Genomic DNA, 13,210 nt, shown 5'->3' with positions numbered 1-13,210 from the left:
CAATGGCGCCTTGAAGCAATTCAAGGCGCCATTTTTTTATCAGCTCCGACTCGCTCGAACCGCCGTCGAGCAATCGCTCAGTTCAAGCGCATGCGCTGCAGCTTGTTGTAGAGCGTCTTCGGGCTGATTCCCAGCAACGACGCGGCGCGATGCCGCGTGCCGCCGACCGCATCGAGCGTCGCTCGAATCAGCATTTCTTCGACATCCGCGAGCGGCGTGCCGACCGTCACCTGAACGCGGCTGCCGTTCAGCTCGCGGCCGTTGGCCGTGCCAGCTTCGTCGGCGCGCAACGATTCGATCACGTCGCCGGATGCCTGATAGGCGCGCCGCACGCGTTCCTGCAGCTCGCGCACGTTGCCCGGCCAGTCGTACGCGAGGCATTCGCGCAGGAAGTTCGGCCCGGCCTGCTTCGCGACCTCGGGCGTGCCGCGCGCGGTCGCTTCCACATTCAGTTCGTCGACGACTGCCTGCGCGATCAGCACCGGATCTTCGCCGCGCTCGCGCAGCGGCGGCAGGTTGACCGCGGCGGCTTCGAGACGCAGCGCGAGGTCCTGATGCAGCGAGCCGTCCGCGACCGCCGCGCGCGGCGGTTTGCGCGTCGACGCGATCAGTCGGAAGTCGGTCACGATCTGGTTGCTACCGCCCACGCGCATAAAGGTCTGCGAATCGAGCGCGCGCAACAGCGCTTCCTGCTGCGCGCGCGGCAGCTCGGTGATTTCGTTGATGAACAGCGTGCCGCCGCTCGCCTGTTCGAAGAGGCCTGGCTCGCGCTGCTCGGCGCCGCCGAATGCGCCGCGTTCGTGGCCGAACAGCATGCTGTCGAGCGAGCGATTGAGGCCGCCGGCGGCCGCGCCGCGGCAATCGAAGGTGACGAATGGGCCTTTGCGACGGCGGCTCATGTCGTGCAGCGTGTGCGCGGCGATCTCCTTGCCGGTGCCGGCTTCGCCGGAGATCAGCACCGCCGCTTCGGTCGGCGCAAGCCGCTCGATCGTGTCGTACACGTGCTGAATCGTGCTGCTGCGGCCGAGCATCGAACCGAAGCGTCCCAGTTGACGCAGCGATGCACGCAGCGCCTGGACTTCCTCGGTCAGTTCATAAGGCCGCGGAATGCGCGCGAGCAGGCTGCGCAGACGCGGGATGTTGACCGGCTTCAGCAGATAGTCCCAGATACCGTGCCGCAAGCCCTCGATCGCACTCTCGACGGTCGCATTGCCGGTCATCACGATCACCGGAAGCGCGCCGCCTGGCGGATGCGCGGGCAGATGCTGCAACAGATCGAGTCCGCTGCCATCCGGCAGATTCAGGTCGACGAGCACGACGTCCGGAATGAAGCGCGTCAATGCGCCGCGCGCCTCGGCGAGCGTGGTCGCGGTGTCGACTGAAAAGCCGTCGGCGGCGAGGATTGCCGACAGCCCGGACAGGCTATTGGGATCGTCTTCAACAATCAGGGCGTGTGGCATGGCGAGCGCAATTTTATGAATGGGTTGAATGCCCGGCGCGCCGCCAACACTGATGGCGCGCACCGCGGGCTCCTGGGGGCTCGATGACAGGGCTAAACGAACGGTCCTTGTACGGTGAAAAAACGACAGCCGCCGGCAATGCGTCTTGAGCGGCGCGGGCCGGCGCCTGTAGTTCCTTCACTGCTCCTGTCAGAAATCCCGGTTGCTATCGAAAAACCGGCGCACTTCGAGTTCCGCCTGTTCGCGGGTTTTGCCATAGCGTTCCTGAATCAGACCGGCGAGCTTGTCGGCCCGGCCTTCGGCCTTGGTCAGTTCGTCGTCGGTCAGTTCGCCCCATGCGGCCTTCGCCTTGCCGACCATCTGTTTCCATTTACCTTCAGCAATGTCGTTGTTCATGGTGGCTCTCCCAAGGTGGAAATTGAGCGGTACTCGCGTAACTCTCTCCACCTAGCAGGGATCGTGCCAAAAAGCTTGGATGAAATGGATCAAGGGCCTGCCGCGCGCGCGACGCGAATTCAGGATGTCGCGATGGCAATTTTGAGAAATTTGCCGGTAAAGTTTTCCTAAACCATACACGGCGCGACAGAAAAGAAAAAGCGCCCAAAAATTGAGCGCTCTGGGTGCAGGCCGGCAGGGCGCCGGCGCTGGCGGGGTGACGCAGGCCGCCGTTTAGGCGCGGCTGCGGTACTCGTGCGTACGGGTGTCGATTTCGATCTTGTCGCCGATGTTGCAGAAGAGCGGCACTTGCAGTTCGAAGCCGGTGTTCAGCTTGGCGTTCTTCAGGACCTTGCCCGACGACGTGTCGCCCTTGACTGCCGGTTCCGTGTAGATGATTTCGCGAACCAGCGTGGTCGGCAGTTCGACCGAGATGGCCTTCTCGTTGTAGAACACGACTTCGCAAGCCATGCCGTCTTCGAGGTAGTTCATCGCGTCGCCCATCATTTCGGCTTCGACTTCGTACTGGTTGTAGTCGGCGTCCATGAACACGTACATCGGGTCAGCGAAGTACGAGTACGTCACTTCCTTGCGCTCGAGCACGACGACGTCGAACTTGTCGTCCGCCTTGTACACGGTTTCCATTCCTGCGCCGGTCAGCAGGTTCTTGAACTTCATTTTGACGACGGCGGAGTTACGGCCCGATTTGTTGTATTCGGCCTTTTGCACGACCATTGCGTCTGCGCCGATCATCACGACGTTGCCGGTGCGGAGTTCCTGTGCGGTCTTCATAAAACTGTCCTGTACGAGATAAATAGCTTAACTGTTGCTCAACGGCATAGGTGCCAAGCGGCTTCGGCGTTTCGCCACCGCCTGCCGCGCGCCGCTCGAAGCGACCGCAGCCCGGATGCGTGAAACGGGACCGGCTCACGGCGAAAATCGCGGCGTGATGCCCCGGCGTTTCCACCTGTCCGTTACCTGAGTTTTTACCCTGTTCGGGCGTGTACACGAGTGGCGCCGATCTGCAACACGCCCAAACATACGTCCCTTTTTTGACATTCGCGTGCCCGACCAGGAGATCGGGACACGTGCTGTGTTTTTCGAGGGGACCGGTCAGACGGGCTGACCATGGGGTTATTGCTCGAATCGGGCCGCGCTTGCGTCGTCGGCCGTTGGATAACCGCTTATTTTAACTGAGTTTTTGCGAACGAGGTCAGATTTCCGGCGAGATCGCCGACTTGCGCGAGTTCGACCGCCCAGGCGGCGGCGCGCCGCTTAAGCGCCGGATAGTGGCGCTGGAATTCCGCCCAGTCCGGCTGACCCGCGCCGTTCCACGCGTGCCAGAAACGCCCGAGCGCGGCGCGGGCGTCCCTGGACAGCGTGCGCGTGTAGTGCGCGAGCGCGGCGTCGAGCTTTGGCAGATGGGCGTCGTCGGCCTGCGGATAGATGTGCCAGACGAACGGCCTGGCGGCCCACTGCGCGCGCACGAACGAGTCCTCGCCGCGCACGAAATTGATGTCGCTCGCCCATAGGAGTGCGTCGTAGCCCGGCTGTTCGGTGAAGGCGAGTGCGTGCGCGCTGAGGTTGCCGCGCGTCGCATGGGTGCCCGCCGCAAACGACGGTAGGCCGAAAAAACGCGCGAGCGCGCCGGAAATGCGACCTTCGGGCACCAGCAGCACGATCGGGCTTGCGCTGTCGTGCCATTGTTCGAGCAGACTGTCGACGGCCGGGTTTTCGTATGCGAACAACGACACGACGGTCGCGTCGGCGGGCGGCGGCGCGTGGCCCGTGACGTTGCGCCACCAGTCGGTGCGCGCGGCCGGCGAGCCTTCGAACGCGGCGCGCGCCGCGTCGAGATCGCGCTCCTTCAAGACGCCACCGGTGCCGGGGCCGAGGCCGGGAAAAAAGAAGATCTTGCTGAGCGCGTAGCGCGGATGCGGCGACGGCCGCAAATGAAAATCGGCGATCCAGTCCTCCGCGCTCAAATATTCGAGGTTGAACCACAGCGGCGCGCGCGCACGCTCGGCCATCGCCGTGATATAGACGGGAGGCAGTTCGCAGCCGAACGCCTCGATCACGACGTCGGCGACTTCGAGCGTGTCGCCCGCATGGGACGGCTCGTGCCAATGCTCGATGACAATGCCGTCGAGCGTTTGCCGCGCACGCTCGAGCACGAGCGACGGGCACAGCCTCTTGAACGCATGCAGATCGTCGACGAACACGCGCACCTGCCAGCCATGCTCGTGCGCGAGTTGGCGCGCGAGGCGCCAGCACACGCCGATGTCGCCGAAGTTGTCGATGACCGCGCAGAAGATATCGCAGGCGATCGGGTTGGCAGGGGCGGCGGGTGATCCGGAAGCGGGTGCGACGGAGGACATGGCGGCTCGGCTGGCTCGGTGACTCCGGCGACGCGGAGCGGGTTCGAACGAACGCGGAATGTTCTAAACTGGCGATTCTAAAGCCTCGCTCGCGATCGCGCGCGCCGTTGGTCCGCCACGCGGACCGCATGGCGCGACGCGCGACACGACCCCCGGTGCATGGTGCCGGGCACCCGCCGGCGCAATCGGCGCAATCGGCGCAATCGGTGCAAGCGGCGAGGCAGCGCGAGACAGTCCCACCCCAATCGATCCCGCATGACCGAACCCGAAGCAACCGACGCCCCCGACACCTTCGAGCCGAAAAAAGTGCTCGGCCAACTGCCGCATCTGCCCGGCGTGTACCGCTATTACGACATGAGCGGCGTGGTTCTCTATGTTGGCAAGGCGCGCGATCTGAAGAAGCGCGTATCGAGCTATTTCACCAAGACGCAGCTGTCGCCGCGTATCGCGATGATGGTCACGCGCATCGCGCGCATCGAGACAACTGTCACGCGTTCCGAGGCCGAGGCGCTGCTGCTCGAAAACAACCTGATCAAGGCTCTCACGCCGCGGTACAACATCCTGTTTCGCGACGACAAGTCGTATCCGTATCTGAAGCTGACCGGCCACAAGTTTCCGCGCATGGCCTATTACCGCGGCTCGGTCGATCGAAAGAACCAGTACTTCGGTCCGTTCCCGAGCGCGTGGGCGGTGCGCGAGAGCATCCAGATCCTGCAGCGCGTGTTCCAGTTGCGCACCTGCGAGGACTCGGTGTTCAACAACCGGACGCGGCCGTGTCTGCTGCATCAGATCGGCCGCTGCACGGCGCCGTGCGTGGCGAATATCAGCGAAGAGGACTACGCGCGCGACGTCGCCAACGCGTCGCGCTTTCTGCTCGGCCGCCAGGGCGAGGTGATGAAAGAGCTCGAGCAGAAGATGCACGCGTTCGCGAGCGAGCTGAAGTTCGAACAGGCCGCGGCGGTGCGCAACCAGATGAGCTCGCTGTCGACGGTGCTGCATCAACAGGCGATCGAAGTCGGCAGCGATAGCGACGTCGACATTCTCGCGGTGGTCGCGCTGGGCGGCCGCGTGTGCGTGAATCTCGCGATGGTGCGCGGCGGGCGGCATCTCGGCGACAAGGCGTACTTTCCCGCGCACGTGGAGAGCGCGTTGACGGCGGAAGAAGGCGGGCTGGAAGAAGACGGCGATCAGGACGATGCATCGGCGGGTGGGCAAGCAGTCGCGCCGTCGGCCGCAGCGGCGAGCGCCACGGCCGATGCGCTCGCGATCGCGCAGGACATGCCATCGGAAGACGAAGACACCGATGGTAGTGACGAAGAAGCGCTCGACGAGGCTACCGAAGCGACCGCGGACGCCATCAGCGACGAAGGCACGGACGAAGGCGCCGACGGGAACCCACAATCCGGCCCGGCGGCGAAGGGGCGCAAAGGCCGCGCGCCCGGCGGCGTCGAATCCGAAGTGCTCGAAGCGTTCATCGCGCAGCATTACCTCGGCAATCGCGTGCCGCCGGTGCTGGTGGTTAGCCACGCGCCGGCGCGCGAGCTCGTCGACGTGCTGATCGAGCAGGCGGGTCACAAGGTGAGCGTGCTGCGTCAACCGCAAGGTCAGCGACGCGCGTGGCTCGCGATGGCCGAGCAGAACGCGCGGCTCGCGCTCGCGCGGCTGCTCTCCGAGCAGGGCTCGCAGCAGGCGCGCACGCGCGCGCTGACCGACACGCTCGGCATGGAGTGCGACGACCTCGCGCATCTGCGCATCGAATGCTTCGACATCAGTCACACGATGGGCGAGGCGACGCAGGCGTCGTGCGTCGTCTATCACCACCACAAGATGCAGTCGTCCGAGTATCGCCGCTACAACATCACCGGTATCACGCCCGGCGACGATTACGCGGCGATGCGCCAGGTGCTCACGCGCCGCTACGAGAAGATGGTCGCGCAAGCCGCCGCGAACGCGAGCGACGAAGCCGCCGAATCGCAAAGCGACGCGGCCGCCGATCCGTCGCTCGCCGCCGATGCCGCCGAGCCGGCCGCGGCCGGCGGCGTGCTGCCGACCATCGTGCTGATCGACGGCGGCAAGGGGCAGGTGGAAATCGCGCGGCAGGTGTTCACCGAGTTGGGGCTCGATACCGGCATGCTGGTGGGCGTCGCGAAGGGCGAGGGGCGCAAGGTCGGTCTCGAGACGCTGATTTTCGCCGACGGCCGTGCGCCGCTCGAACTCGGCAAGGAAAGCGCCGCGCTGATGCTGGTCGCGCAGATCCGCGACGAAGCGCACCGCTTCGCGATCACCGGCATGCGCGCCAAACGCGGCAAGACGCGCCAGACCTCGCGGCTCGAAGAACTCGAAGGCGTGGGGGCCAAGCGGCGTCAGCGCCTGCTCGCGCGGTTTGGCGGCTTGCGCGGTGTGGTGGCGGCGAGCGTCGACGATCTCGCGAGCGTTGAAGGTATTTCGCAGGCGCTCGCCGAGCAGATCTACCGGCAACTGCATTGAATCGACGAGCCGCGCCGCGCTGTTATCGGCACGACGGCTCGCTGGAACTGACGCATCGCGCTGCGCAAGCGCCGGCTGGCGCCGGGTCCGCACCCTTGCCGGCCCCGGGCCGCTTGCCGCTTCCGCGCGGCCATGCCCGGGCCGCTTGCTTGTGGCAGGCCTTGTGACACGGCACAATTGCAACTCACTTGTCAGACGCTGCGCCTGCCCCCATGCCGTTTAATTTCCCGATATTCCTGACCTGGCTGCGGATCGTGCTGATTCCGCTCGTCGTCGGTGTGTACTATTTACCTGACATGATGATGAGCCCCGCGCACCGCAATCTCGCGGCCGCGACGATCTTCATTCTGGCGGCGCTCACCGACTGGTTCGACGGCTTTCTGGCCCGCAAATGGAATCAGACCTCGGCATTCGGCGCGTTTCTCGATCCGGTCGCCGACAAGCTGATGGTCACTGCGGCTCTGCTCGTGCTCGTGCAACTCGCGCGGATCGATTCGGCGATCGCGCTCGTGATCGTCGGACGCGAAATTGCGATCTCGGCGCTGCGCGAATGGATGGCGCAGATCGGCGCTTCGAAGAGCGTTGCTGTGAACTCGCTCGGCAAGTTCAAGACCGCGTGCCAGATGGTCGCGATTCCGATGCTGCTGTTCTATGGTCCACTGCCGCTCGGCGGCGGCGTGACGGTCGACACACGGGTGTGGGGCCTGTGGCTGATCTATCTGGCCGCGTTCCTGACGATCTGGTCGATGCTGTACTACATGAAGCTCGCGTGGCCGCAGATTCGCGAGCGCGGTGGTGTCGCGTGATGGCGTGAACAAAAGGAGCGCGCGGACGCAAAAGTGTGTTCGAACCCTTCGCTACTACGAGCGAAATATTTCTTTAAAACAGATGGGCCAAAAGGGGTTGACACGTTTCAGTCGTTTCTCCATAATCTCGTTTCTCCGATGCACGCAACGAGAAACACCGGAGACGCGGTAAGGCAGTAGCAAGTAAATGCAGTACAACGCGGGAATAGCTCAGTTGGTAGAGCGCAACCTTGCCAAGGTTGAGGTCGCGAGTTCGAGCCTCGTTTCCCGCTCCAGTTTTCGAAGCATCGCGTTGTTTGGCGAAGTAAAAAACGCAGCGCGGTGTGAAGCAGTTCAATGCGGGAGTAGCTCAGTTGGTAGAGCGCAACCTTGCCAAGGTTGAGGTCGCGAGTTCGAGCCTCGTCTCCCGCTCCATACATCAGGGGAAGCAACGCTTCCCTTTTTGTTTGGAAGGCCGGTCGTTCTGAAATTTCCAGAGCTTCGGTTCTTCTGGTGACCACCAGATAAATCTGCGAACCCGTGTCTAGGTTCCAGTCCGCTTGCGGCGCGATAGCAAAGCGGTTATGCAGCGGCCTGCAAAGCCGTTTAGGCCGGTTCGACTCCGGCTCGCGCCTCCAGTCTTTGATGTAAAACAAAAGCCCCGACTTGTCGGGGCTTTTGCTTTTCTATTCCTCTTTCGCCAGCATTTGCCGACCGTCGTCAGCGATGTGAGCGGACCGGTCGATTCCATCGCGCGCTGTAGACGTCGCTTCGAATCAATCAGAAACGGAGAGTGGATTTGATCGACGGCAGGGCAGCGTTGTTCTGGACGTAACACGACCGCATTTTTCGGTGTATCGCTATTACCGCGTTTGACTCCGACTCACACATGAGCAGCGCATTCCGATTGGCGGCGTGTCCGGCTCGCGGAGAAGGACAAAACACGTCGGCGCGCCGCATCCGGAACGGACGATAGAATCACAGCATCGTCATCGCCCGCTCTCATTGAAGCCGCATGTATTTCCAACTCACCGGCACGCAGGTCCGCTTGCTCGGCTCGATGCATCTGTTTCCCGTGACGAGCCGTCGAACGCCGCCATGGATCGCCGAGGCCTATGACTGGGCTGACGCGCTCGTATTCGAGTCCGATCCAGCGACGATCCTGCCGTTTCTCAAAGCCGACGCACACCCCGCTGCCGCACAACTGCGGCCCTTGATGCGCGATGAAGCCTGGACGCAACTGCAGGCGCTATGGCCAACCGATGATCTGCTCGCGCCGCTTGAAACACTGCGCCCGTGGGCCGCGCTGATCGTCGCGCCGACGCTGCTGCAGCAGGTCGTCGAGGGTGTCGAGCCGCGCATGTTGCGCTCGGCGCTCGCGCAGGCGAAGCCGTATCGCTATCTCGAGTACGCACAGGACGTCGCTGTCACGCTCGAATCGATTCCGCTCGAAGCGATTGCCGCCGCGCTTGAGATGCTGATGGCCGATCGCGGCGAGCCGCAGCGCACGCTCGAGCGGATGCACGCGGCGTGGCTGGACGGCGATCTGCAAGCGATACAGCAAATCGCCGTCGAATCACCGATGTTCAATCTGCCCGGCATCCGTCAGGCGATCCTCGACGTTCGCAATCGCGCATGGGCCGCGCGGCTGAACGAATTGCTGGACGTGCGCGAGCGCACGCTGGTGGTCGTCGGCGCGCTGCATCTGTGTGGTCCCGACAATCTGCTCGACTGTCTCGCGCGACCCGTGCAAGCAGTGTTCTGAACGCTTGCGCGGATTTCGCGACTGCACACCGCCGTGTCGACCGCCCGGACGGCCGGCCGTTTCGTCAATTCCACGCGCCGGAATGCCGCTATACACTAATCCTTACCCCTTAGAACATCCGACACCCGCAGACCTCACTCCATGCTCGTTCCTCCGATCCCCAGCAATGAAAGCGCCCGTCTCGACGGATTGCACGCACTGCATATTCTCGACACGGCGCCGGAAGAGCGCTTTGATCGCCTGACCCGCCTCGCGCGGCGGCTATTCGGTGTACCGATCGCCGTCGTCAGTCTCGTCGATGCGAACCGGCAGTGGTTCAAATCGTGCATCGGCCTGGAGGTGAGCGAGACCTCGCGCGACGTGTCGTTTTGCGCGCACGCCATTCTCGGCGACGATATTTTCATGGTGCCCGACACGCTCGCCGATCCGCGCTTCAACGACAATCCGTTTGTCACCGACGAACCGCACATCCGCTTCTACGCAGGCTGCCCGCTGCAGGTTGCGAACGGCGGCAAGGTCGGCACGCTGTGCCTGCTCGACACGAAGCCGCGCATGCTCGATGACGAAGATCGCGCGTTGCTGCGCGACCTCGCGCGCATGGCCGAACAGGAACTCGCCGCGATCCAGCTGGCCACGCTCGACGACCTCACGCTGCTGTCGAACCGACGCGGTTTCGAAGTGCTCGCACAACACGCGCTGAACGTTTGTCGGCGCATGGATAAGCCGGCGTCGCTGCTGTTCTTCGATCTGAACGACTTCAAGCAGATCAACGACACGCTCGGACACGCCGAGGGCGACCGCGCGCTGCAAGCGTTCGCCGAGGTGCTACGCGCTGCGCTGCGCGAAAGCGACGTGATCGGGCGGCTCGGCGGCGACGAGTTCGTCGCGCTGCTGACCGGCGCCAGCAACGCGGAGACGCATGAAGTGACGCAGCGTCTCGAGCACCTGCTCGACCGGCGCAATGCCGAGTTGCTGCGCGGCTATCAGATCCACTTCAGCGTCGGCCAGGTCACGTACGAGCCGACGCGCCACGGCACGGTCGCCGAACTGCTCGCCGCGGCCGATGCAGCGATGTATAGCCACAAGCAGGCGTCAAAGGCGCGCTCGGCGCAACGGCACTGACGGGCGGCCGACTCGCGGCCAATCTCAAGCCGACCCGCGCGATGGCCCAACACAGGCACGCGCGGCATAATTGCGGATCGTTGCCCGCGCTGTCGCGCATTGACCTGAAAGCTACCGATGACTGATTTGCAGCACACCGCCGCCGCGCGGCTCGCCCAACTCGAATGGCGCTGGAAGCCGTTCGCGGACCTCACGAGCGTCGAAGTCTATGAGATGCTGGCCGCCCGCAGCGCGGTGTTCGTCGTCGAACAGAACTGCGTGTATGGCGATATCGATGGGCTCGATGTCGAAGCCTGGCATCTGCTCGCGTATGGCACCGGCGGCGACGCGGCGCTGCCGCCATTGGCGGGCTATTTGCGCGTGTTGTTGCCCGATGCGACGGATGCCGACATACGGATCGGCCGGGTGTTGACCACCGCGTCGTTTCGCGGCATCGGTCTCGGCAATACGATGCTCGAACGCTCGCTCGCGCATATTCGTGCGCAGTGGCCCGATACGCCGATCCGTCTGCACGCGCAGGCGCATCTGCAAGGCTTTTACGGTGCGTTCGGCTTCGAGCCGGTCTCGGAGATTCACGACGAAGACGGCATCCCGCATGTGTGGATGCGTTCGCCCTGAACGCGAGCGGGTCAGCGAGGCCCGTTCGCGGTCGTCGACGCCGCATGCGTGAGCCCGCGCGCCGCTTTCGCACGCCGCTCGGCGCGCAGTCGTCCGCGCGCCGACAGCCGCATCCAGTGACGCAGCGCGATCAGCGCGCCGACCACGCTCATCATCGAACCCGGAATCCATAGCAGGAGCCCGCCGATCTGCTGATCGCGGATCGGGCTCAGCCATGTGAACGCGCGGCCGCAGATCGAATAGATCGGATACAGCTCGTGCGGCGTAAAGAAGATGAACGCGCCGAGAATGATCTGCGGCGGAATCGCCGCAATGACGACGAGCACGCGCTTGCCCGGCGACAGACGCGCGGGCGGCGCCGGACGCGGATCGAGCACGAGCCACCAGAACAGCAGGCCGTCGATCGCCATGCTCCAGTTCATCACGCGATAGATCCGCCAGTCGAGCATCGCGATGAAATGGATCGGCGACAGCAGCCAGAAATAGATCAGCCCGACGAACAGCGTGACTGCCACGACCGGGTGCATGACCACGTCGAGCGCCCCGCGCACGAGCGGAGTTTGCAGCGCGGGCCGCACGAAGCGCTGTCGCCAGCGCAATGGAATGCCCGCGCGCAACGCCGCGCCTGGATACGACAGCGCAATGAAGAACGGCCCGAGATGATGCAGCACCAGATGCTGCAATCGATGCATGAAGAACTCATGCTCAAAGAAATAATCGAGCCGTGTATGCAGCACGACATACAGCGCGACCAGCCCGAACCAGAAAGACAGACGCCGCGCGAACGACAGCCGCGCCTTGCGCGCGCCGCGCACGAACAGGATCGCGGCAATCAGCAACGCGATCACGACGGTCGGCGAAAACTCCCAGGGATCGAGCCAGTAGAGCAGGTTCATGGCGATGGCGTGTGCGGTGGCGGCGGCCCGTGTTGCCGCTTACTTGGTTTCGCCCGGCCCTTTGACCGCGAACGGCGCGCTCAACGTTTCGCCATCGGAAAACTTCAGCGTCAGATGCACGGTGTCGCCCGGCGCGACCTTGTGCTTAGCGTCCTCGAGCATCAGGTGATAGCCGCCCGGGGTGATCGCGACCTGGCCATGCGCGGGCACCGTCAGCTTGTCGACCATCACCATCTTCTGGGTCGAACCGTTCGATACGGTTTGATGCAGCATCGCGTCGCCGTAGTCGTCGCTCGATACGTCAACGAGGTCGATCGGCTTGTCGCTCGCGTTGACGAGCGTCGCATAGCCGGCCGCGGGCAGGTTGTTCGGCAGCCAGCGGACCCACGCGTCCTTGATGCTGATCGCGTGAGCATCGGCCGCGTGCGCGGCGGACGCGACGCCGAAAGACAGCACGAGCGTGCTGGCGAGGGAAGCGAATGGTCTGAGCTTGATCGTCATGATGGAATGGAGTGGGATCAAAGAAGAATCAGGATTGGTCATCGATGATGCGGCGCAAGTCCTGCGCAATCGCATCGGGTGTGTCGTGATCGGTGGCGAGCAGGCGCGCGCGGCCCTGGCTGTCGAACACATAGACGGCGGAGCTGTGCGTGACCTCGTAGTTGCCGTTCGGGGCGCGCTTTTCCATCTGATACGCAACACGATAGCGCTGCGCCAGCGACTCGATCTGCCAGTCGGTGCCGGTCAGCCCTTCGGCGTGCTGCGCGTCGAACGCGCCGACATAGTCGTGCAAGGCCTGCGGCGTGTCGCGCGCGGGATCGACGGTGATGAACAGGATGCGCACTTTCTGCGCCTCGGGGCCGAGCTTGCCCAGCACCTGCATCAGACGGCCCATCGTTTCGGGGCAGACGTCCGGGCAATGCGTGTAGCCGAAGTAGACCAGAGAGGTGCGGCCCTTGAACGAAGCGGCGCTGACGGGCCGGCCGGTGTCGTCGGTCAACGAAAAGTCCAGATCCGGCAGGTGCCCGGTCACGTTGGTCAACCGCCACGGCTCGGCGCGCTGCGTGCAACCGTTCAGTGTGGCTAGCGCGACCAGCGTGCCCAGCGCCGCTGCCGCCGCAAACCGGCGTGCCACCCCGTGCGTCAACCGGTGCATGGACCGGTTGGATCGTGAGCGGGACGGCTTTGGCTGCGGGCGCTGGGGCGGAAAGATCGGGAACAAAGCGGGGTTCAATGACTCGATTGGGGAGCAGGCCACACGAAT

Annotated in this window: 12 protein-coding genes and 3 tRNA genes; 8 read left to right on the top strand and 7 right to left on the bottom strand. The window is 64.1% G+C overall.

Translation table 11 applies throughout. From position 1 onward, the window contains the following. Nucleotides 1-77: 77 nt before the first annotated feature. The 4 genes from AB3X95_RS06040 to earP form a co-directional block, all read right to left on the bottom strand. Entirely contained in the window at nucleotides 78-1,460 is a 1,383-nt protein-coding gene (locus AB3X95_RS06040; RefSeq protein WP_176110284.1) for a sigma-54 dependent transcriptional regulator, read from the bottom strand. Between the two features lie 189 nt (nucleotides 1,461-1,649). Further along, the gene (locus AB3X95_RS06035; protein ID WP_176105468.1) at nucleotides 1,650-1,856 is read right to left on the bottom strand and encodes a CsbD family protein; all 207 of its coding nucleotides are present in this window, start codon (nucleotides 1,854-1,856) and stop codon (nucleotides 1,650-1,652) included. Between the two features lie 273 nt (nucleotides 1,857-2,129). Then, nucleotides 2,130-2,687, bottom strand: coding sequence for an elongation factor P (efp, locus tag AB3X95_RS06030; RefSeq protein WP_176105469.1), 558 nt, complete (start codon nucleotides 2,685-2,687; stop codon nucleotides 2,130-2,132). 392 nt (nucleotides 2,688-3,079) lie between these two features. Then, entirely contained in the window at nucleotides 3,080-4,273 is a 1,194-nt protein-coding gene (earP, locus tag AB3X95_RS06025; protein ID WP_368620890.1) for an elongation factor P maturation arginine rhamnosyltransferase EarP, read from the bottom strand. Nucleotides 4,274-4,528: 255 nt separating this feature from the next. Between earP and uvrC the strand changes: the two genes are divergently transcribed. The 8 genes from uvrC (at nucleotide 4,529) to AB3X95_RS05985 (ending at nucleotide 11,050) form a co-directional block, all read left to right on the top strand. Next, nucleotides 4,529-6,760, top strand: a complete 2,232-nt coding sequence (uvrC, locus tag AB3X95_RS06020) for an excinuclease ABC subunit UvrC (protein ID WP_368620889.1) — start codon at nucleotides 4,529-4,531, stop codon at nucleotides 6,758-6,760. 212 nt (nucleotides 6,761-6,972) lie between these two features. Then, complete coding sequence (pgsA, locus tag AB3X95_RS06015; protein ID WP_176105472.1) at nucleotides 6,973-7,566, top strand: CDP-diacylglycerol--glycerol-3-phosphate 3-phosphatidyltransferase; 594 nt, start codon at nucleotides 6,973-6,975, stop codon at nucleotides 7,564-7,566. 199 nt (nucleotides 7,567-7,765) lie between these two features. After that, a tRNA-Gly gene (locus AB3X95_RS06010) sits at nucleotides 7,766-7,841 on the top strand. Between the two features lie 63 nt (nucleotides 7,842-7,904). Further along, a tRNA-Gly gene (locus AB3X95_RS06005) sits at nucleotides 7,905-7,980 on the top strand. Between the two features lie 129 nt (nucleotides 7,981-8,109). Further along, nucleotides 8,110-8,183, top strand: a tRNA-Cys gene (locus AB3X95_RS06000). 377 nt (nucleotides 8,184-8,560) lie between these two features. Continuing rightward, complete coding sequence (locus AB3X95_RS05995; RefSeq protein WP_176124159.1) at nucleotides 8,561-9,310, top strand: TraB/GumN family protein; 750 nt, start codon at nucleotides 8,561-8,563, stop codon at nucleotides 9,308-9,310. 141 nt (nucleotides 9,311-9,451) lie between these two features. After that, nucleotides 9,452-10,432: a sensor domain-containing diguanylate cyclase gene (locus AB3X95_RS05990; RefSeq protein WP_176366089.1), complete on the top strand. Its 981-nt coding sequence runs from the start codon at nucleotides 9,452-9,454 to the stop codon at nucleotides 10,430-10,432. Nucleotides 10,433-10,549: 117 nt separating this feature from the next. Continuing rightward, entirely contained in the window at nucleotides 10,550-11,050 is a 501-nt protein-coding gene (locus AB3X95_RS05985; protein ID WP_176124157.1) for a GNAT family N-acetyltransferase, read from the top strand. Nucleotides 11,051-11,061: 11 nt separating this feature from the next. Here the strand turns inward: AB3X95_RS05985 and AB3X95_RS05980 are convergent, their stop codons facing one another. The 3 genes from AB3X95_RS05980 to AB3X95_RS05970 are packed head-to-tail and all read right to left on the bottom strand — an operon-like array spanning nucleotide 11,062 to nucleotide 13,102. Continuing rightward, nucleotides 11,062-11,946: a cytochrome c oxidase assembly protein gene (locus AB3X95_RS05980; protein WP_176366088.1), complete on the bottom strand. Its 885-nt coding sequence runs from the start codon at nucleotides 11,944-11,946 to the stop codon at nucleotides 11,062-11,064. Nucleotides 11,947-11,985: 39 nt separating this feature from the next. After that, the gene (locus AB3X95_RS05975; protein WP_368620888.1) at nucleotides 11,986-12,447 is read right to left on the bottom strand and encodes a copper chaperone PCu(A)C; all 462 of its coding nucleotides are present in this window, start codon (nucleotides 12,445-12,447) and stop codon (nucleotides 11,986-11,988) included. Between the two features lie 28 nt (nucleotides 12,448-12,475). Then, nucleotides 12,476-13,102, bottom strand: coding sequence for an SCO family protein (locus AB3X95_RS05970; protein ID WP_368620887.1), 627 nt, complete (start codon nucleotides 13,100-13,102; stop codon nucleotides 12,476-12,478). Nucleotides 13,103-13,210: the final 108 nt, after the last annotated feature.

Origin of the sequence: Paraburkholderia sp. BR13444 (assembly GCF_040948755.1) — a bacterium.
Taxonomy (GTDB): Bacteria; Pseudomonadota; Gammaproteobacteria; order Burkholderiales; family Burkholderiaceae; genus Paraburkholderia; species Paraburkholderia youngii.
This window is presented reverse-complemented; position numbering and strand designations above follow the sequence as displayed.

Bases quoted from the DNA above. Each gene is read 5' to 3' on its own strand.
- AB3X95_RS06040 (WP_176110284.1), bottom strand. From the start codon at position 1,460: ATGCCACACGCCCTGATTGTTGAAGACGATCCCAATAGCCTGTCCGGG.
- AB3X95_RS06035 (WP_176105468.1), bottom strand. From the start codon at position 1,856: ATGAACAACGACATTGCTGAAGGTAAATGGAAACAGATGGTCGGCAAG.
- efp (WP_176105469.1), bottom strand. From the start codon at position 2,687: ATGAAGACCGCACAGGAACTCCGCACCGGCAACGTCGTGATGATCGGC.
- earP (WP_368620890.1), bottom strand. From the start codon at position 4,273: ATGTCCTCCGTCGCACCCGCTTCCGGATCACCCGCCGCCCCTGCCAAC.
- uvrC (WP_368620889.1), top strand. From the start codon at position 4,529: ATGACCGAACCCGAAGCAACCGACGCCCCCGACACCTTCGAGCCGAAA.
- pgsA (WP_176105472.1), top strand. From the start codon at position 6,973: ATGCCGTTTAATTTCCCGATATTCCTGACCTGGCTGCGGATCGTGCTG.
- AB3X95_RS05995 (WP_176124159.1), top strand. From the start codon at position 8,561: ATGTATTTCCAACTCACCGGCACGCAGGTCCGCTTGCTCGGCTCGATG.
- AB3X95_RS05990 (WP_176366089.1), top strand. From the start codon at position 9,452: ATGCTCGTTCCTCCGATCCCCAGCAATGAAAGCGCCCGTCTCGACGGA.
- AB3X95_RS05985 (WP_176124157.1), top strand. From the start codon at position 10,550: ATGACTGATTTGCAGCACACCGCCGCCGCGCGGCTCGCCCAACTCGAA.
- AB3X95_RS05980 (WP_176366088.1), bottom strand. From the start codon at position 11,946: ATGAACCTGCTCTACTGGCTCGATCCCTGGGAGTTTTCGCCGACCGTC.
- AB3X95_RS05975 (WP_368620888.1), bottom strand. From the start codon at position 12,447: ATGACGATCAAGCTCAGACCATTCGCTTCCCTCGCCAGCACGCTCGTG.
- AB3X95_RS05970 (WP_368620887.1), bottom strand. From the start codon at position 13,102: ATGCACCGGTTGACGCACGGGGTGGCACGCCGGTTTGCGGCGGCAGCG.